The following is an 18,148-nucleotide window of genomic DNA, read 5'->3' as shown; positions in this document are numbered from 1 at the left end:
ACCGTCCGCCCGGTGCACGACGAGGATGCGCCCCGCCGTGCGGCACCGGCGACCGGGGAGCGGGTGAATCGCCTGGTGGTGCGGGTGACCGGTCGCGCGACCTGCAGGCTCCGGCACGGGCGGACTCCCCGATCAGGCGTCGCCGCGGACCCGCTCGACCCAGTCGGCCAGCAGCCCGGCGAGCACCGCCGGGCGCTCGTGCGGCAGCGCGTGGCCCGCCCCCTCGACGACCGCGACCGTCGCGCGCGGGTAGCGCCGGAGCAGCCCGAGCGCCCCCGCGTACCCCACGAACGAGTCCCGGCGGCCGGCGACGACCAGCACCGGGCCGTCGTACGGGGTCACCCCCGGCCCGTCCAGCCCCGTGATCTCCCAGCGCTCCCCGATCCGCGCGTTCGCCGGGCCGTCCGCGAGCGCCGCGCCCGGCTCCACGAACCGCCGGTACCGGTCGAGCATCGCCGGCGTCTGGACCACGAAGTACCCGCGGAACTCCGCGTCCCCGAGGTCGTCGTCCCGGACGACGGGCTCGTGCGCCGGGACGTCGTGCCCGCCGGCGACCAGCGGGCAGACCAGCGCCAGCCCGGCGACGAGGTCGGGGCGCCGCGCCGCGATCCCCCGGGCGTCGTGGGCGCCCGCCGAGTGCCCGGCGAGCAGCACCGGCTCGCCGCCCGCCTCCTGCGCCACCGCCTCGACGAACCCGGTCAGCACGTCGACGACGTCGTCCTCGGAGCGCAGCGCGGGCGGCGCGGGGGTCCGGCCGTGCCCGGGGACGTCCGGGTACACCCGGCGCAGCCCGCCGACGGCCGCGAGGGCGGGGTCGAGGCAGGCCTCGGGCTCCCGGTGGTCGACCCCGGCCCCGTGCAGGACCACGACGGTGCGGCCGTGGCCGTGGGCGACGTGGTGCACCGGTACCCCGTGCGTCGTGAGCTCCATGCGCATCACCCCCGGTCGGCCGAGGACGACGGCGCCGTCGTCCCCGTGCCCGTCCAGGATGCCGCCCGGGACCCCGGCGCTGTCGACCCCCGGACCCGCCCGAGGACGACGCAGCGCCCGGGCACGAGGTGCCCGGGCGCTGCGGCTGCGGAGCGGACGACGGGATTCGAACCCGCGACCCTCACCTTGGCAAGGTGATGCTCTACCACTGAGCCACGTCCGCACGGCCTCGTCCTCGACCCGTTCCCGGGCCGCGAGGCGAGATAGGACAGTACAGGGCGCGCGAGGCTTTCGCGAAACCGCGACGCGCCGCCGTCGGGCGCGTCAGGGGGTGCGGCGCGAACCGCCGATCGCCGCCAGCCGCTCGACCAGGGGGTCCGCCGACAGCGCTTCGACAGCCACCTCGACGACCCCGCCCGGCACGTCGAGCGCGAGGACCTCCAGCCCCGGCGCGACGCGCAGCGCCGCCTCCCGCCCCGTGCGCCGACCGGTCCGGCGCACCCCGTCGACCGCGAGCCGCACGGGCGCCCGCCGCAGGGGCCGCATGCCCAGCGCGAGGCGGACGACGGTGATCCCCGTCCCGTCGACGTCGAGCACGGCGGCGACCCAGCGCCGGCCGAGGCCGGTGTCGCCGTCCGCTGCCCGCACGGACGCCTCGAACCGTCCCGTGCGCGCGCCGGTGACGGCCCGGCGGCGTCGCCGCGCCGTCGACAGGACGTCGCCGAGCCCCACCCCGACCGCCGCGGCGCCGCCGATCACCCACCCCGTGCTGAGGTCCTGGTGGAACACCCAACGCGCGAGGGCGGCTCCCGCGGCGGCGCCGAGCACCCCGGCGACGAGGACGACGAGGACGGTCGAGCGACGGGACCCCATCGAGCCAGCATGACGGCTCGGGGCTGCCGGCGGGCGGGAACGGCGCCCGCGTACCGCAGCCGCGGTACGCGGGCCGCGCCGTCCGGCCGATCCGCACGCCGCCGGCATCGGTCATGCTGGGCGCCACCGCCGCACCCGCGCCCGCCGCGCGGGCGGCCCCACCCCCACCCCGAGAGGCCCCGTGTCCGCCGAGCACCCCCGCGACCGCGTCGCCGCCGCGGCGCGCCGCCTCGCCGGGCTCGGCCGGGGCGGGGCCCCCACGCGCGGTCAGCTCGCCGTCACCGTCGCGACCCTCGCCGTCATGGTCACCACGGCGAGCGTCCGCACCGGCCAGCACGACGTCCCGGGGCCGGGGCTCGCGGTCGCCGTCCTCGGGGCGTGGCTCCCACTGCTGGCCCGCACCTACCGCCCGGTGCTCGCGCTGCTCGGCACGCTCGCCGCGGAGACGTGCATCCTCGCGTTCCTCGTCGTGCCCGCCGACGTCGCCGCGCGGACGGAGGGCATGGGCGCCTACCAGCCGGTGCCGCTCGCGACGATGGTGGCGGTGGCGACGCTCGCGTCGCGGGTGCCCGCGCGGACCGGCTGGGCCGTGGGCGTCGCGGCGGGCGGCTACCTCGGGCTCGTCGGCGTCACGCAGAACTCGAGCACCACCTACCTGACCGACCTGGTGCTGTTCTACCTGGTGGTCACCGCCGCCGCCGTCGGGGTCTGGCGGTCCGGCCGGGCCGAGCGCGCCCGGCGGGAGGCGCGGCGCCGGGAGGCCGAGACGCAGGAGGCGGTGCTGGAAGAGCGGCTGCGGATCGCGCGCGAGCTGCACGACGTCCTCGCGCACAACCTCACGCTGGTCAACGCCCAGGCCGGGGTCGCGCGGTACCTCATGCGCACCGACGCGGCCGCCGCCGACCGCGCCCTCGGCGACATCGCGCAGCACACCGGGCGGGCGATCGACGACCTGCGCGCCACGATCGGGCTGCTGCGCCGAGGAGGCGAGGACGCCAGCGGGGGCGACGCCGGGGACCACCTGCGCCCGGTGCCGGGCCTGGCCGCGATGGACGAGCTCGTCGCCACGCTGGCGTCCGCCGGCACCACGGTGTCCGTGACGCGGACCGGCGCGCCGGCGGAGCTCGCGCAGCACGTCGACCTCGCGGCGTACCGGATCGTGCAGGAGGCGTCGACCAACGCCGCCAAGCACGCGCCCGGCGCGCCCGTCGACGTCGCCCTCGCGTGGTCGGACGACGGCGTGCGCGTCCGCGTGACCAACCCGCTGCCGACCGGCCCCGCGGCGGCCCGGCAGGCGGCGCCCGGGACGGGTCACGGCCTGATCGGGATGCGCGAGCGCGCCGCGTCCGTGGGCGGGTCCTTCCGGGCGGGCCCCGCCCCCGGCGGCCTCTTCGAGGTCGTCGCCACCCTGCCCGCCACCTCCCCCGCCCGACCCGACCAGGGAGACGACCGATGACCCCGATCCGCGTGGTGCTCGCCGACGACCAGGCGCTGCTCCGTGCCACGTTCCGCCTGCTGCTCGACGCGACCGACGACGTGCTCGTCGTCGGGGAGGCGGCCACGGGCGCCGAGGCGGTGCGGCTCGCCCGCAGCACGCTCGCCGACCTGGTGCTGATGGACATCCGGATGCCCGAGGTCGACGGGATCGAGGCGACCCGGCGGATCACCGCGGACGAGGCGCTGGCCGGGGTCAAGGTCCTGGTGCTGACGACCTTCGAGGACGACGAGCTCGTGCTGAGCGCGCTGCGCGCGGGCGCCAGCGGCTTCCTCGGCAAGGGCGTGGAGCCCGAGGCGCTGATCGACGCGATCCGCACGGTCGCCGCCGGGGACCAGCTGCTCTCCCCCGCCGCGACCCGCGCCGTCATCGCCTCGGTCGTCGAGCGCCCCGAGCCGCGCCCGCGGACCGAGCCGGCGGGGTTCGCCGACCTGACCGCGCGCGAGCGCGAGATCACGGCGCTCGTCGCGGCCGGGCTGTCGAACACCGAGATCGCGGGCCGGCTGTACATCAGCCCCGCGACCGCGAAGACGCACGTCAACCGCGCGATGCTGAAGACGGGGGCACGGGACCGGGCGCAGCTGGTGTACCTCGCGTACGAGGCGGGCCTCGCGCAGGGGGCGTGAGCGGTGCCCCGAGTGGGATTCGAACCCACACTGGATCGGGTTTGAGCCGATTGCCTCTGCCGTTGGGCTATCGGGGCGCCGCACCAGGCTACCGGCGCGTGGGCGGCCCCCCGACCGCCGCGCCCGCGTCCGCCGGCACCCGCTCGGGCGCCGGCAGCACGCCCGCCCGCGCCAGGGACCCCAGCCACGCCAGGCTCGGCTTCGGCGTCCGGGCGAACGTCGACCGGTCGACCGCGACCAGCCCGAACGTCGGCCGGTAGGACCCCCACTCGTAGTTGTCGAGGAGTGACCAGTGCAGGTACCCCCGCACGTCGCAGCCGTCCTCGACGGCCGCCGCGAGGCCCGCGAGCGCCCCGGAGGTGTAGGCGATCCGCCGCTCATCGTCGGCGGTCGCGATGCCGTTCTCGGTGACCAGCATCGGCACGCCGCCCGTCACCTCTCGGGTGTGCCGGAGCGCGTGCCCGAGCGCCGCCGGGTAGTACTCCCAGCCGATGAGCGTCCGCTCCGCGTCCGCGGGGTGCTCGACCGGGCCGTCCGGGCCGATGACGGTGCGCAGGTACGCCTGCACCCCCACGAAGTCGTCGTCGCGGGACTGCTCGAGGAAGAAGTCCTCCCGCCAGTACGCCCAGTCGTCGCGGACGTCCTCCGCTCCGGGGAGCGCCTGGTAGTCCTGGTTCGCCACCGACCAGCCCGAGCGCACGTGCCCGAGCCCGCGCAGCACCTCGACCGCGGCGTGGTGCGCGGCGGCGATCACCCGGGACGCGTGCGGCGACGGCCCGGGCCAGTTGACGCCGACCTCGGTGTCGATCCGGGCCTCCGCCTGGTTGACCATCATGTTCGGCTCGTTGATGGTCACGACCCAGCGCACGCCGTCGAGGACCGCCGCGGCGGCCTCGACGTACCGGCGGAACCGGTCGACGACGTCCGGGGCGTACCAGCCGCCCTCGCGGTGCTGCCAGGCCGGCACGGTGAAGTGGTGCAGCGTGACGACCGGCTCGACGCCGCGGTCCCGGCAGGTGTCGATCATCCGCCGGTAGTGGTCGAGCTGGGCGCGGGACACCTCGTCGCGCTCCGGCTCGATCCGGGCCCACTCGAGGGAGAACCGGTAGGCGGTCAGGCCGGCGTCGGCGAGCAGCCGGATGTCCTCGGGGTACCGGTGGTACGAGTCGCAGGCGTCGCCGGACACCTCCTCGACGTGCGTGCCGGGCTGGTGCTCCAGCAGCCAGTTGCTCGCGTTGGTGTTGCCGCCCTCGACCTGGTGGCCCGCGGTGGCGGCGCCCCAGAGGAAGCCGTCGGGTGCGGGGACGGTGCCGGGCAGGGGCGGGGTGGCGCGCAGGGTCATGCGGTGGGTCCTTCCGGGTCGGGCGGTCGCGGGGTCGGTCGGGGGCGGTCGCGGGGTTGCGACCTCACGGGGCGGGCGCGAGGGCCCGGGGTCAGCGCGCCAGGTCCAGCACGGCGTACCCGTGCCCGTCGAGGTGCACGGTGTCGCTCTCGGCCCGGCATCCGCGGGCCAGCACGACGGCCGCGCCCCCGGCCCCCGGGAGCTCCGCCGACACGGGCACGCGTCCCGGGTTCAGCAGCACCGCGAGCGTCCCGCCGCGCAGGTACGTGAAGGGGTACCCGGTCGAGAGCACGCGGACGGGCGACCCGACGTCGAGCCGCCGGTCGGCGTGCCGGAGCGCGATCAGGGTCCGCACGTGGTGCAGCAGCGACCCGGGGTCGGCGACGGCCGCCGCGACGGTGGGCGCGCCGGGCGCCGGGTCCGGGGGCAGGTACCGGGAGTCGAGGGGCGCACCGGGGCCGAAGCCGTCGGCGGCCAGGCCGCCCCACGGCATCGGCGTCCGGGACCCGGCGCGGTCGTACCGCGGGCCGAGGCGCGAGCCCTCGGTCGTCGGCGCGTCCGGCAGGTAGCGCATCCCGATCTCGTCGCCGTAGTAGATCGACGGCATCGACGGCCAGGTCAGGGCGAGCGCCAGCGCGGCCCGCGCCTGCTCGGCGTCCCGGTCGCCCGCGACCAGCCGGGTGAAGTCGTGGTTCGACGTCGGCAGGCCGGTGACGCCGCCACGGCCCGACGCGGTGATGGCGGCGTCCGCCTCCCGCCACGCCGCGACGAACGGCGCGGCGTCGCCGAGCCCGGCGGCGTCGGCCCAGGCGTGCCGCTCCTCCCAGACCTCGTCCACCGTGCCGGCGCCGTTGTTCCAGAGCGAGCGCAGCGCCAGCCCCTCGTTCCCGCCGCCGAACTGCAGGAAGAAGTCGGCGTGGAACCCGGCGGGCACGGACACGCGCGGGTCGCCCCACTCGGCCACGAGCACCCGCCCGGGGTAGGCGGCGTCCACCCAGTCGCGCATCCCGCGCCACAGCCGGCCGGTCTCGACCAGGCCCGGGTCGTCCTTGACGAGTGAGCCCGCCATGTCGACCCGGAACCCGGCGATGCCGCGGTCGAACCAGAACGCCATGATCTCCCGCAGCGCCGCACGGTTGGCCCGCGGGCCCGGGGCGTCGACCGGCTGCCGCCACGGCTGGGCGGGGTCGGGCCGGGCGTAGCCGAAGTTGAGCGCGGGCTGCACGGGGAAGAAGTTCGGCAGGTAGTAGCCGCCGCGCCGGCCCGGGCCCGGCCGGAAGCCGTCGGCGGGCGTCGCCGACCACACGTACCGGTCGTCGGCAGGGTCGTCGGCCGCGGCCCGGAACCACGGGTGCTGGTCGGAGGTGTGCCCGGCGACCAGGTCGAGCAGCACGGCGATCCCGCGGCGCGCTGCCTCGTCCGCGAGCGCCACGAGGTCGTCGTTCGTGCCGTACCGCGGCGCCACCCGGAGGAAGTCGGCGACGTCGTACCCGGCGTCGGCGAACGGCGACGCGAAGCACGGGCTCAGCCACACCGCGTCGACCCCGAGCCAGGCCAGGTAGTCGAGCCGGTCGGCGATGCCACGCAGGTCGCCGATCCCGTCGCCGTCGGCGTCCGCGAACGACTGCGGGTAGATCTGGTAGAGCACCGCGCGGTCGAGCCGCCCGGCCAGGTCCGTCACGCCCATCGGGCCGCCCCCTCCGCGCCGGCGTAACCGAGCGTGGCCGCGTCCGACCCGGGTGGCTGCACCAGCCAGGCCCCGGAGCGCGCGGGCAGCGCGAGCACACCGGGCCCGCGCGCAGGCCCGGACCCCGGCCCCGCCAGCGGCACCCCGTCCCGCTCCAGCGACACCTCCGCCGGCCACGGCGACACGTTGAGCACGTGCACCACCCGCGTCCCGTCCGGCGCAGCCGTCGGCACCACGGCGACGGGCGCGGTCGACGTGGCGACGACGACCGGCTCCGCTCCCAGGGCCCCGAGCAGCGCCGCCCACGCCGGCAGCGCGCACGGCAGGTCGGCCGCGACCAGCAGCGCCTCCCCCGCGCCGCACGGCACCCGGACCACGCACGGCTCGCCGGACCCCGTGACCCGGGCCAGCACGTCCGCGCCCGCCGGCAGCCCCGTCACCGACTGCACGAACCCCGCCCGCACCTCGGCGAGCGGCAGCCGGTCGTCCGCCGGCGTGACCGACGGGAACCGCGTCGCCGACGACTCCGCCCGCGCGCCGGCCGTCACGCCCAGCGCGTCGAGCAGCACCGTGCACGGCTCGCCGAGGGGGTCGAGCGTCGGCACCGGTCCGTGGAGCAGCAGCCGCCCGCCCGCCCGGACCCAGTCCGCGAGCCGCACCTGCACCGACGCGTCCAGCACCGGGGTCGACCCCAGCGCCAGCACGTGCCCCGCGGGCACGCCGGCGAGCGTCCGCGCCCCGGAGGACCCGTCCGCCTGCAGGTCGACGGCGTCCGGCGCGAAGCCGCCCAGCACCAGCGCCCGGGTCAGCACCTCCCGCGGCCCCGAGCCGCGCGACCGCTCGAGGTCCGCGACCTGCGCAGCCTCCCGTGCGGACCCCGGGTACCGGTACTCGGTCAGGTAGTGGTCGGGGACGAACCCGAGCGTCACCGGCGCCGGCTCCGGCCGGGCGGCCCGGAGCAGCGCCGCCGCGTCCGCCACGGCCCGGGTGGCGCCGCGCAGCGCGCCCCACCCCGGCGCGCGCCGGCCCTCGGGGTCCACGGGCGCGGCGAACCCGTGCCGCTCGCCCGTGCTCGCGACCCGGTCGTTGCCGTCGCCCACCGGCGCGGGCAGCGACGGGTTCCGTCCGCCGGTGAGCAGGTAGTAGTTCACGAACGTCTGCCCCTGCGCCACGCACAGCTGGAGCTTGAGCGGCGCCGCCTCCGGCCCGCACGCGACGTCGAGCGCCTCCCCGTAGTCGCCCGTGCCGACCTCGAACTCCAGCGTCCCGGTCGGTTGGCCGGGCGCGACGGTCGCGGCGAGGAACGCGTTCGACGCCCACAGGCCCGGCAGCTTCGCGAGCGTGAGGTCGCCCAGGTAGTAGTCCGCGCCGGGGAGCACGTCCGGCCGACCGGCCCACGTCCGGTGCAGCTGGGCGATGCCGAGCGGGAAGTGCCGCGCCTCGCCGCCCCAGCAGCCGTGCACGTTGACGAGCAGCGGCACGTCGATCCCCGCGGCGCGGACCCGGTCCCGCAGCAGGCCGACGTACTCCGCGTACCGGTCGCGGGCCTGCCGGCCGAGGTCGCCCCGCAGCGCCAGCACCGCGTCCTCGGCGGGCGACCGCACCGCGGCGGCCCACGCCGCGGGGTCGTGCGGGTCGGCCCCGTACCGGGCGCTCACCGCCCCCGGCCCGCCCGCACCGGCCTCCGCCAGGACCCGGCGCCCCAGGTCCGCCAGGGTCGCGTCCGACAGGTCCGGGCTGTTCGTCACCCACGGCAGCATCCCGACCTCGTTGTCGAGCTGCACCGCCACGACCGGCCCGCCGCGGTCGACGGTGCGCGCGGCGAGGACCGGCAGCACCGCGTCGAGCCACGTCCCGCACGCGGCGAGGTACGCCGGGTGCAGGTAGTCGACGACGGTCGCCTCCGGCGCCGAGCCGTCCCAGCCGGGCGGCACCACCTCGGGGTGCTCGCGCAGCAGCCGCTGCCCGAGGCCCTCGTGCTTGAGCTCGGCCATGACGAACGGCCCGGGCCGCGCGATCACCGCCAGCCCGCGCTCCGCGCACAGGTCGAGGAACGCGCCGACGTCGAGCTCGGGCCGGGTGCGGCCGGTGACGTCGACACCGCCGTCCGCGGTCTCGTGCACCAGCCACGGGACGTACGTCGCCACGGCGGTCAGCCCCAGGTCGAGGGCGTCGTCCAACCGGTCGGCCCAGTCGACGCGGTCGAGCCGGAAGTAGTGCACCTCCCCCGCGAGGACGAGGTCGTCGGTCAGGGACGGGAACCGTACGGGTGCCACGCGCTACCCCTTCGTAGCTCGGAGGACCGGCTGAGATCGGGTCTTGCTTGTAACCGGTTACGTCTGCACAGTACGAGTCGTAACCGGTTACATCCAGGGCCGGTTCAGACGAAGGAGACCGAGATGGCCGGGACCGGGCGACCCACCGTCCGCGACGTGGCGCGGCACGCCGGCGTGTCCGTCGCGACCGTCTCCCGGGTCACGCACGACGACCCGGTCGTGACCGGCAGCACCCGGGACCGGGTCCTCGCCTCGATGCAGACGCTCGGCTACACGCCGTCGGTGCTCGGCAGCGGACTCGCCTACCAGCGGCACCACACCCTCGGCGTGGTCCTGCCGGGCCTCGGCGGGCCGTACTTCGCCGCGCTCATCCAGGGCGCCGAGTCGGTCGCCGCCGAGGCGGGCCTCGCGGTCCACGTGCTCGGCACCCACCTCCGGCACGACGCGGTCCAGGCGGTGCACCAGCTCGCGCTGCGCACCGACGGGCTCCTCGTGCAGGGCGGCACGGTGCCGGACGACCTGCTCACCTCGATCGCCGAGAAGCTGCCGGTGGTCCTGGTCGCGGGCGAGCACCCCGACCTGCTCACCGTCCGCACCGACGGCCGGGCGGCGGCGCGCGAGCTCACCGCCCACCTGGTCGAGGCGCACGGTCACCGCCGGCTGCGGTTCGTCGGCACCACCGACGGCTCGCCCGACACCACCGCGCGGTACGCCGGGTTCCGGGACGCGCTCGCCGCCGCCGGCCTGGCCGAGCACGGCGCGCCGGTGCACCACGGGCTCGAGGCCCGGTACGGCGCGATGGCCGCGCGCCAGCTGCACGCCGAGGGCGACCTGCCCGACGCGCTGGTGTGCGCCAACGACGAGCTCGCGTTCGGGGTCCTGGCGACGCTGCCAGGCCTCGGGGTCGCGATCCCGCGGGACGTGGCGATCGTCGGGTTCGACGACCTGGACCTGGCCGCCCTCGCCTCCCCCACGCTCACGACCGTGCACCAGCCGGTGCACGACCTCGGCTCGACCGCCGCGGAGCTCGTGCTCGCGGCCACGCGCCGCACCCGGGAACCGTTCGCTCCCCTGCCCCCCGACGACCGGGTCCTGCCGACCCGGCCGGTGCTCCGCGAGTCGTGCGGCTGCTCGACCTAGCCCATGGCACCGCGGCACCACCCTTCAACGAGGAAGGATGCTCATGCACGCACGATCACGACGGAGGTCCCGGGCGCGGCTGGCCGCCTGCGCCGCGGCCGCTGCGCTCGCCCTGACCGCCTGCACCGGCGGTGGCAGCGGCGGCGGCCAGGGCAGCGGCGCCCCCGGCGACCGGCTCACGGACGAGGGCCGGGTGTCGCACCTGGTGCTCGGCGACTTCTCCGGGCAGACCAACCCGAAGGCCAACTACAACCCGTTCTCGGCGACGGCGCTCGGTCCGCTGTGGACGATCTACGACCAGCTCTACGTGATCAACACCTACGACTGCACCGAGGAGCCGCAGCTCGCGACCGGCTACGAGTGGACCAGCCCGACCGAGCTGCGGATCACCACCCGCGACGGCGTGACCTGGAGCGACGGCGAGCCGTTCAGCGCCCGGGACGTGGCGTTCACCTTCAACCTGCTCCGCGACAACCCCGCCCTCGACACCCGCGGCGTCGCGCCCGGGCTGGTCGGCGCCGAGGCGACGTCGGACACCGAAGTCGTGCTGACGTTCGAGCAGCCGTCGTTCTCCCGGTCCGGGATGTACCTGCAGACCCTCGTCGTCGCGGAGCACGTGTGGGCGGACGTCGACGACCCGGTCACGTTCACCGCCGAGGACGCCGCGGTCGGCACCGGCGCGTTCACCGTGAAGTCGTTCAACCCGCAGCGGTTCACCGTCGAGCGGAACCCGGACTCCTGGCGCGCGGACACGGTCGTCGTCGACGAGCTGTGGTTCGAGAAGGCGGACGCCGGCGGTCAGGTGGACCAGCTCAAGCTGGCGCGGGGCGAGTACGACAACAACTCGATGTACGTCCCCGACATCGAGGAGACGTACGTCGCCAAGGATCCCGAGCACCACCGCTACTGGTTCCCGTCCGGCTCGCCGATCTCGCTGTTCATGAACCTGGAGAAGGCGCCGTTCGACGACGTCGAGTTCCGCCGGGCGATCTCGGTCGGCCTCGACCGGGTGGCGCTCACCGAGGACGCCGGGTCGGGGTACGTCGAGGTCGCGAGCCAGACGCTGCTGGTCCTGCCGGGCCAGGCCGACTGGCTCGACCCGACGATCCCCGACGAGGGCTACCTGCCGTACGACCCGGACGCGGCCGACGCGGCGCTGACCGCCGCCGGGTACTCGCTCGACGACTCCGGACGCCGGCTCGGCACGGACGGCGAGCCGCTGCGGTTCTCGTTCATCACCCCGCAGGGCTGGAGCGACTGGACCGCGGCCGCCAACTCGCTCAAGGAGGACTTCGACGCGCTCGGCATCGCGGTCACGGTCGAGACGCCGGAGTTCCCGACGCTCGAGCAGGACCGGCTGGTCGGCAACTTCGACATGACGTTCGGCGTCCGCGCCGGGCAGTGCTCGATGTTCCAGAACTACGACGAGCCGCTCGGCTCGGCGAACACCGCCCCGATCGGCGAGCGGGCCACCACCAACGAGGTCCGCTGGTCCGACGCGCACGCCGACGAGCTGCTCGCGCAGCTCGCCGGCACGCCCGACGCCGACGAGCAGAAGCCGATCGTGCACCAGCTCCAGCAGGTGATGGTCGACCAGGTCCCGTTCATCCCGCTCTGGTACGGCGGCAAGTGGTTCGAGTACACCACCAAGAACGCGACCGGCTGGCCCAGCGCCGAGGACCCGCACGCGGGCCCGGACAACCAGCACCTGATCTTCACGCGGCTGACCCCGGTCACCGGCTGACCGCCCGCGGCGGGGTGCGCCGGGCTCGACCCGCGCGCCCCGCCGCGACCAGCGACGGAGCGACGACATGGCCTACTTCGCGCGGCGCATCGGGTTCTTCCTCCTCACCCTGTGGGGCGCCGTCACCCTGAACTTCCTCATCCCCCGGCTCTCCGGCGGCGACCCCGCCCAGGCGATCCTGCAGCGGATCGCCGGCAAGGAGGCCCGGGTCGACCCCGCCCAGCTCGCCGCCGTGCGGACGATGCTCGGCGTCCCCGACGAGCCGCTGTGGCGGCAGTACCTCGACTACCTCGGCAACATGGCGAGCGGGAACTTCGGCGTCTCGTACACCTACTTCCCCTACTCGGTGTCCGAGGTGATCGGCGAGGCCGTGCCGTGGACGATCGTGCTGGTCGGCGTCACGCTCGTGCTGTCCTTCGTGATCGGCACCCTGCTCGGCACGTGGGTGGCCTGGCGGCGCGGCACCACGTTCGACTCCGTGCTCACCGTGACGTCCGCGTTCGTCGGCACGCTGCCGTTCTTCTGGATCGCGCTGGTGCTCATCTACGTCTTCGCGATCACGCTCGGCTGGCTGCCGCCGTCGGGCGGGTACTCGGGGCTGATGGAGCCTGCGCCGACCGCCGCCTTCGTCGCCGACGCGTGGCCGTACTTCATCCTGCCGGCGGCCGCGATCATGATCACCGGCCCGATCGGCTGGCTGCTCGGCATGCGCAACAACATGGTCCAGTCGCTCGGCGAGGACTTCGCGCGGTTCGGCCGCGCCAAGGGCCTCTCGAACCGCCGCCTGGCGATCGCCTACGGCGCGCGCGTCGCGATCCTGCCGAACGTCACCGGGTTCGCGCTCGCCCTGGGCGGCCTGATCGGCGGCACGGTGCTGGTCGAGCAGACGTTCAACTACCCCGGCACGGGCCGCCTGCTGCTCGAGGCCGTCTCGAACAAGGACTACCCGCTCATGCAGACGATCTTCCTGTTCATCGCGGTCGGCGTCCTGGTCGCGAACCTGGTCGCCGACGTGCTGTACGGCGTCCTGGACCCGCGGGCCCGGCGCAAGGAGGCGGCGTGACCGCCGCGGCGCTGCGACCCCGCGCCCGGGCGCCGCAGTGGTTCACGATCCTGTGGCGGAACAAGAAGGCTCGGTTCGGGATGCTCCTGCTGCTGGCGTTCGTGCTGCTGGCGCTGCTCGCGCCGGTGATCGCGCCGTACGACCCGCGCGACCGGTCGTTCGCCGGCGGGCTGCCGCCGTCGGCGGAGCACTGGTTCGGCACCACCGGCAAGGGCTACGACGTGGCCTCCCAGGCGATCTTCGGCGCCCGGACGTCGCTGGTGATCGGCCTGGTCGCCGGGGCGATCGCGACCACGATCTCGCTGCTGGTCGGCATGACCGCGGGCTACCTCGGCGGGATGGTCGACGAGGTGCTGTCCTTCGTCACCAACCTCGCGCTCGTCGTCCCCGCGCTGCCGCTGATGATCACGCTCGCCGCCTACGTCCCCGGCGGCGGCAGCGAGTGGATGGTCATCATCGTCATCTCGATCACCGGCTGGGCCGGGGCCGCGCGGCTCAAGCGCGCGCAGATCCTCACGCTCCGGAACCGCGAGTACATCCAGGCCGCACGCATGGCGGGCGACGGCACGTTCCACGTCATCTTCCGGGAGATCGCGCCCAACATGACGTCGCTGATCGTCGTCGGGTTCATCGGCGCGGTCGGCGGGGCCATCGGGGCCGAGGCCGGCCTCGCGTTCCTCGGCATCGGCAACCCCGACACCATCTCCTGGGGGACGATGCTCTACTGGGCGAACACCGACGGCGCCCTGCTGACCGGCGCGTTCGCCCGCCTGGTCGTGCCCGGCCTGCTGCTGGCCCTCCTCACCACCGCGCTCACCTTCGTGAACTTCGGGGTCGACGCGCTCAGCAACCCGCACCTGAGGGAGCCGTGATGCCGCTCGTCGAGGTCCGCCACCTGTCCGTCGACTACCGGTCCCGGGACCTGCCGCCCGCGCACGCGGTCCGGGACGTGTCCTTCGACCTCGCCGAGGGCGAGTTCGTCGGCCTGCTGGGCGAGTCCGGCTGCGGCAAGTCGACGCTCGGCAACGCCCTGCTCCGCCTGCTCGACCGGCCCGCGCACCACGCCGGCGGCGAGGTCCGGTTCGACGGCCAGGACCTGTACGCCCTGACCGACCGCGAGCTGAACCGGCTGCGCTGGCGGGAGATCGCCACGGTGTTCCAGTCGTCCATGAACGCACTGAACCCCGTGCTCCGGGTCGAGCGGCAGTTCCGGGACGCGATGGAGGCGCACCGCTGGGACCCGCGCATCGAGGGCGACCCGCGCGAGCGGGTGCTCGAGGTGCTGCGCGACGTCGAGCTCGACGCCGAGCGGGTGCTCCGGTCCTACCCGCACGAGCTGTCCGGCGGGATGCGGCAGCGGGTCGTGCTGGCGCTCGCGCTGCTGCTCCGGCCCCGGCTCGTCGTGCTGGACGAGCCGACGACCGGGCTCGACGTGGTGGTGCAGCGGTCGATCGTCGACCTGCTGCACCGGCTGCAGCGCGAGCACGGGTTCTCGGTGCTGTTCATCAGCCACGACCTCGGAACCGTGCTGGAGATCGCCGACCGGGTGCTGGTGATGTACGCCGGGCAGATCGTGGAGTCGCGGCCCAGCGCCGCGCTGGCGGCGGACCCGCTGCACCCGTACACCCGGGGGCTGCTCGGGTCGTTCGCGGACCCGCGGGACGAGCACGTGTCCGTCACCGCGGTGCCGGGGCGGCCGCCGTCGCTGGACTCGCCGCCTGCGGGGTGCGCGTTCGCGCCCCGGTGCCCGGTGCGGGTGGCGGCGTGCGCGGCGGTGCCACCGGTGCTGGCGCCGCCCGGGGTCGGGGTCGGGGAGGCCGGGGGCGGGACGGCGGTCGGCGGTGCGGGGCACGTCGACGGTCGCTCGGACGTCGGCGGTGACGCGCCCGTCGGCATGGCGGCCCTCGCCGAGGACGACGCGGACGGGCTGGTCCGCTGCCACCGCCAGACCCCCGAGGGGGCCGACGCGCCGACCGCCCCGGACGCCGCGCCGCCGTTCCCGGAGGTGATGGCCTGGGCGTCCGGGCCGGCGGGGTCCGAGGGCGCCGCCGCGGCGCCCTCGCCGCTGCTGGTCGCCCACGGCCTGGTGAAGACCTACACCCGCCGCCGGGGGCTGCGGCGCGAGGAGGTGCACGCCGTCCGCGGGGTGTCGTTCGCGCTCGCGCCCGGTCGGGTCCAGGCGCTCGTCGGGCAGTCGGGCTCCGGCAAGTCGACCGTCGCCAAGATGCTCACCGGCACCGAGCGGCCGACGGCCGGCACCGTGACGCTGGAAGGCCGGGACGTCACGCACCTGCGCGGCACCGAGCTGCGGGCATACCGGTCGCAGGTGCAGATGGTGTTCCAGGACCCGTTCGCGGCACTCAACCCGACGAAGACCGTGGGCGCCTCCGTCGGCCGGCCGCTGCGCAACCACCTCGGGATGTCCGGCGACGCAGTGCGCGAGCGGGTCGTCGCGCTGCTCGACGGCGTCGGCCTGTCACCCGGCTCGCTGTACGTCGACAAGCTGCCGCACCAGCTGTCCGGCGGGCAGCGGCAGCGCGTCGTCATCGCCCGGGCCATGGCGCCGCGACCGCGCCTGCTGATCGCGGACGAGCCGATCTCGATGCTCGACGTGTCGATCCGCGCGGAGATCCTCGAGCTGCTGGCGACCACCGTGCAGGAGCAGGACGTGGCGATGCTCTACATCACGCACGACCTGCTGAGCGCGCGGCTGCTGGCCGACGACCTCATGGTGATGCGGGACGGCGCGGTGGTGGAGCAGGGGCCGACGGTGCGGGTCGTGCGGGAGCCGGAGCACGCGTACACCGAGGCGCTGCTCGCGGCGGTGCCACGGCCGCCGGGGGTCGTGGCGCGGTGAGTCGCCCGGGGCTCAGCCCTGCTGCACCAGCGCGCCGTACCAGCCGAGCCCGGCGTACGTCTCGTACCCCGGGCTCGCCGCGAACCCCACCGCCCGGCCGTCCTCCTCGTAGGCCCCGGTCGCGCGGTCGCCGGTCCGCAGCGCGACGCGCTCCGCCAGCACCCCCGCCCGGTCGGACGACGCCAGCACCAGGCCGTCCCGGTCGAGGATCAGGACGCGGGTGGCCTCGCGCTCGCCGGGGCCGAGCCGCACCCCGTCGACGATCGCCTGCGCCTGCCGCTCCCAGTCGAAGAACACGCCCAGCGCGCCCAGCGGCCTGCCGTCGGCGCGGCCGCCTTCGCGCACGGCGGTCGCGTACGTCGCGGTGAGTGCGCCGAGCGCGCGGTGCGGCGCGACGTCGAGCGCGGCGTAGTCGTCGCCGGACCGGGTCGCGAGGGCCGCGCGGAACCACGGCTCGTCGCGCACGTCCGAGCCGACCACGCCCGCCGCGCCGCCGGTCCCGGCCCGGGCGACGACCCGGCCGGACGCGTCGGCCAGCCAGAGGTCCAGGTAGACCGTGTAGCTGCGCAGGATCGTCCCCAGCCGGTCGCCGGCGTGCCGCGCCGCCGCGGGGTCGCCCGTCGCCAGCGCGTCGACCAGCGCCCCGTCGGTCGCCCACCACCGGACGTCGCAGGACCGCTCGTACAGGTTGCGGTCCATCAGCTCGATCACGTTCAGCGCCAGGTCCGCGAGCCGCTGCCCGCGCACCCGGCCGACGAGCTCGTGGCCGAGGACCGTCAGCTCGTCGATCCGCGGGCGCAGCTCCGACGACAGCTCCTCCGACAGCGCCCGCGCGCGGTCGGCGACCTCGCCGACCTCCCGGGCGACGACCGCGAACCCCGCACCCGCCTCCCCGACGCGCGCGGACTCGATCAGCGCGTTCAGCGCGAGCATCTTCGTGCTGCGGGCGACCTGCTCGATGCCCTGCAGCTTCTCACCCGTGACGCGGCCGACCTCCTCGGCCAGCCGCACGACCCGTTCCGGCACGACGTCGTCCCTCCGACGAACTCCAGTCCCCCGACTCGTCCGGACTATCGGCGGGCGCGGCCCCGCGCTGAGCGACCCGAGGCCGCGGGTTCGGCGGGCGCGTCGGCGGGCGGGTGCGCGCGGCGGCGTAGATTGCCCGCCGTGCCCCTCGACCTCGACGCCGCCGCGCTGGCCGCGCTCGTCGCCCGGCTGCGTGCCGCCGGGTGCGTGTTCGCCGAGGACGAGGCGGCGCTGCTCGTCGCCGAGGCCCCGGACGCGGCGGCGCTGGACGTGCTGACGGCGCGGCGGGTGGCCGGGGAGCCCCTGGAGCAGGTCGTGGGGTGGGCCGGGTTCCGGGGCCTGCGGATCGGCGTCGAGCCGGGGGTGTTCGTGCCACGGGCGCGCACCGGGCTGCTGGTGCGCGAGGCGGTGCGGGCGCTCGGGGCGCGCGCGACCGGGGCCGCGCCCGGGCGGGACCCCGGCGCGCCGGGTCGGTCCGGCGGCACCGACGACGGGCCGGTCGTGGTCGACCTGTGCTGCGGCACGGGCGCCGTCGGGCTGGCGGTCGCCGTCGAGCACCCCGGCGTCGCGCTCTGGGCCGTCGACCTCGACCCGGCGGCCGTCGCCTGCGCCCGCCGGAACGCGGCGGCGCTCGGGCCGGCGGGGACGACCGTGCTGCTCGGCGACCTGGACGCCCCGCTGCCCGCCGCGCTCGAGGCCCGGGTCGACGTCCTGGTCGCCAACGCCCCGTACGTGCCCACCGCCGAGATCGCGCACATGCCGACCGAGGCCCGGGACCACGAGCCGCGCGTCGCCCTCGACGGCGGGGCCGACGGCGTCGACCTGCACCGCCGGGTCGCCGCGGCCGCGCCGCGCTGGCTCGCGCCGGGCGGGCACCTGCTGATCGAGACGAGCGTCAGGCAGGCGGGCGCCACCGCCGCGGCGTGCGAGGGCCAGGGCCTGGCCGTGCGGGTCGTGCACGACGAGGACCTGGACGGCACCGTCGTGATCGCGACCCGCAGCGGCGGGTAGCCGGGCGCCGGCCCAGCAGCGCGCTCCACGAACCCGATCACCACCCCTTTCTCGCGCGGACCCCCGATCGATCGGGGG

At 76.1% G+C, this 18,148-nt stretch carries 14 protein-coding genes and 2 tRNA genes; 8 read left to right on the top strand and 8 right to left on the bottom strand.

The window, feature by feature from the left end:
* Positions 1-132: 132 nt before the first annotated feature.
* From AC3WUG_RS15765 to AC3WUG_RS15755, 3 genes are all read right to left on the bottom strand, one after another.
* On the bottom strand, positions 133-930 hold the full coding sequence (locus tag AC3WUG_RS15765; RefSeq protein ID WP_492328532.1) for an alpha/beta fold hydrolase: 798 nt from the start codon (positions 928-930) through the stop codon (positions 133-135).
* A 151-nt stretch (positions 931-1,081) separates the two neighbouring features.
* Positions 1,082-1,153: transfer RNA gene (locus AC3WUG_RS15760), tRNA-Gly, on the bottom strand.
* Positions 1,154-1,254: 101 nt separating this feature from the next.
* Positions 1,255-1,803 carry a hypothetical protein gene (locus AC3WUG_RS15755; RefSeq protein WP_492328531.1) on the bottom strand — a complete coding sequence of 183 codons (549 nt, stop codon included), beginning with the start codon at positions 1,801-1,803 and terminating at the stop codon, positions 1,255-1,257.
* A 181-nt stretch (positions 1,804-1,984) separates the two neighbouring features.
* Here AC3WUG_RS15755 and AC3WUG_RS15750 point away from each other — a divergent pair, with 181 nt between their 5' ends.
* Together AC3WUG_RS15750 and AC3WUG_RS15745 are read left to right on the top strand one after the other, a co-directional pair.
* Entirely contained in the window at positions 1,985-3,259 is a 1,275-nt protein-coding gene (locus tag AC3WUG_RS15750; RefSeq protein ID WP_492328530.1) for a sensor histidine kinase, read from the top strand.
* Positions 3,256-3,924 (top strand): response regulator, encoded by a 669-nt coding sequence (locus AC3WUG_RS15745; protein ID WP_492328529.1) that lies wholly within the window; start codon positions 3,256-3,258, stop codon positions 3,922-3,924. The genes AC3WUG_RS15750 and AC3WUG_RS15745 overlap by 4 nt, the downstream gene beginning before the upstream one ends.
* Positions 3,925-3,928: 4 nt before the next feature.
* On the opposite strand, the gene AC3WUG_RS15740 is transcribed toward AC3WUG_RS15745, so the two are convergent.
* The 4 genes from AC3WUG_RS15740 to AC3WUG_RS15725 all read right to left on the bottom strand — a co-directional run bounded on the left by AC3WUG_RS15740 (position 3,929) and on the right by AC3WUG_RS15725 (position 9,229).
* Positions 3,929-4,001 (bottom strand) — tRNA-Leu (locus AC3WUG_RS15740).
* A gap of 11 nt (positions 4,002-4,012) precedes the next feature.
* Positions 4,013-5,266: a glycoside hydrolase family 1 protein gene (locus AC3WUG_RS15735; protein WP_492328528.1), complete on the bottom strand. Its 1,254-nt coding sequence runs from the start codon at positions 5,264-5,266 to the stop codon at positions 4,013-4,015.
* Between the two features lie 91 nt (positions 5,267-5,357).
* Positions 5,358-6,953: an alpha-amylase family glycosyl hydrolase gene (locus AC3WUG_RS15730; RefSeq protein WP_492328527.1), complete on the bottom strand. Its 1,596-nt coding sequence runs from the start codon at positions 6,951-6,953 to the stop codon at positions 5,358-5,360.
* Positions 6,944-9,229 carry a beta-galactosidase gene (locus tag AC3WUG_RS15725; RefSeq protein WP_492328526.1) on the bottom strand — a complete coding sequence of 762 codons (2,286 nt, stop codon included), beginning with the start codon at positions 9,227-9,229 and terminating at the stop codon, positions 6,944-6,946. The genes AC3WUG_RS15730 and AC3WUG_RS15725 overlap by 10 nt, the downstream gene beginning before the upstream one ends.
* A 123-nt stretch (positions 9,230-9,352) precedes the next feature.
* On the opposite strand from AC3WUG_RS15725, the gene AC3WUG_RS15720 reads away from it, so the two are divergent.
* From AC3WUG_RS15720 to AC3WUG_RS15700, 5 genes are all read left to right on the top strand, one after another.
* Complete coding sequence (locus tag AC3WUG_RS15720; RefSeq protein WP_492328525.1) at positions 9,353-10,369, top strand: LacI family DNA-binding transcriptional regulator; 1,017 nt, start codon at positions 9,353-9,355, stop codon at positions 10,367-10,369.
* 43 nt (positions 10,370-10,412) lie between these two features.
* Positions 10,413-12,113 carry an ABC transporter substrate-binding protein gene (locus tag AC3WUG_RS15715; RefSeq protein WP_492328524.1) on the top strand — a complete coding sequence of 567 codons (1,701 nt, stop codon included), beginning with the start codon at positions 10,413-10,415 and terminating at the stop codon, positions 12,111-12,113.
* A 67-nt stretch (positions 12,114-12,180) separates the two neighbouring features.
* Positions 12,181-13,176, top strand: coding sequence for an ABC transporter permease (locus AC3WUG_RS15710; RefSeq protein ID WP_492328523.1), 996 nt, complete (start codon positions 12,181-12,183; stop codon positions 13,174-13,176).
* Positions 13,173-14,048, top strand: coding sequence for an ABC transporter permease (locus AC3WUG_RS15705; RefSeq protein WP_308281327.1), 876 nt, complete (start codon positions 13,173-13,175; stop codon positions 14,046-14,048). The genes AC3WUG_RS15710 and AC3WUG_RS15705 overlap by 4 nt, the downstream gene beginning before the upstream one ends.
* Positions 14,048-16,033 carry an ABC transporter ATP-binding protein gene (locus tag AC3WUG_RS15700; protein WP_492328522.1) on the top strand — a complete coding sequence of 662 codons (1,986 nt, stop codon included), beginning with the start codon at positions 14,048-14,050 and terminating at the stop codon, positions 16,031-16,033. The genes AC3WUG_RS15705 and AC3WUG_RS15700 overlap by 1 nt, the downstream gene beginning before the upstream one ends.
* Positions 16,034-16,045: 12 nt before the next feature.
* Here the strand turns inward: AC3WUG_RS15700 and AC3WUG_RS15695 are convergent, their stop codons facing one another.
* Positions 16,046-17,059 (bottom strand): cache domain-containing protein, encoded by a 1,014-nt coding sequence (locus AC3WUG_RS15695; RefSeq protein ID WP_492328521.1) that lies wholly within the window; start codon positions 17,057-17,059, stop codon positions 16,046-16,048.
* A gap of 132 nt (positions 17,060-17,191) precedes the next feature.
* Here AC3WUG_RS15695 and AC3WUG_RS15690 point away from each other — a divergent pair, with 132 nt between their 5' ends.
* Positions 17,192-18,070: a putative protein N(5)-glutamine methyltransferase gene (locus AC3WUG_RS15690; RefSeq protein ID WP_492328520.1), complete on the top strand. Its 879-nt coding sequence runs from the start codon at positions 17,192-17,194 to the stop codon at positions 18,068-18,070.
* Positions 18,071-18,148 lie beyond the last annotated feature (78 nt).

It is taken from the genome of Cellulomonas sp. EB106-03-03-XG116, assembly GCF_058792015.1.
Note: the sequence above shows the minus strand (reverse complement) of the source record. Positions and strands in the feature narration are given on the sequence as shown.

What these genes read in the sequence shown, in the direction of transcription:
- AC3WUG_RS15715 (WP_492328524.1), top strand. Translation starts at nt 10,413, where the DNA reads ATGCACGCACGATCACGACGGAGGTCCCGGGCGCGGCTGGCCGCCTGC.
- AC3WUG_RS15765 (WP_492328532.1), bottom strand. Translation starts at nt 930, where the DNA reads ATGGAGCTCACGACGCACGGGGTACCGGTGCACCACGTCGCCCACGGC.
- AC3WUG_RS15755 (WP_492328531.1), bottom strand. Translation starts at nt 1,803, where the DNA reads ATGGGGTCCCGTCGCTCGACCGTCCTCGTCGTCCTCGTCGCCGGGGTG.
- AC3WUG_RS15745 (WP_492328529.1), top strand. Translation starts at nt 3,256, where the DNA reads ATGACCCCGATCCGCGTGGTGCTCGCCGACGACCAGGCGCTGCTCCGT.
- AC3WUG_RS15730 (WP_492328527.1), bottom strand. Translation starts at nt 6,953, where the DNA reads ATGGGCGTGACGGACCTGGCCGGGCGGCTCGACCGCGCGGTGCTCTAC.
- AC3WUG_RS15720 (WP_492328525.1), top strand. Translation starts at nt 9,353, where the DNA reads ATGGCCGGGACCGGGCGACCCACCGTCCGCGACGTGGCGCGGCACGCC.
- AC3WUG_RS15735 (WP_492328528.1), bottom strand. Translation starts at nt 5,266, where the DNA reads ATGACCCTGCGCGCCACCCCGCCCCTGCCCGGCACCGTCCCCGCACCC.
- AC3WUG_RS15700 (WP_492328522.1), top strand. Translation starts at nt 14,048, where the DNA reads ATGCCGCTCGTCGAGGTCCGCCACCTGTCCGTCGACTACCGGTCCCGG.
- AC3WUG_RS15710 (WP_492328523.1), top strand. Translation starts at nt 12,181, where the DNA reads ATGGCCTACTTCGCGCGGCGCATCGGGTTCTTCCTCCTCACCCTGTGG.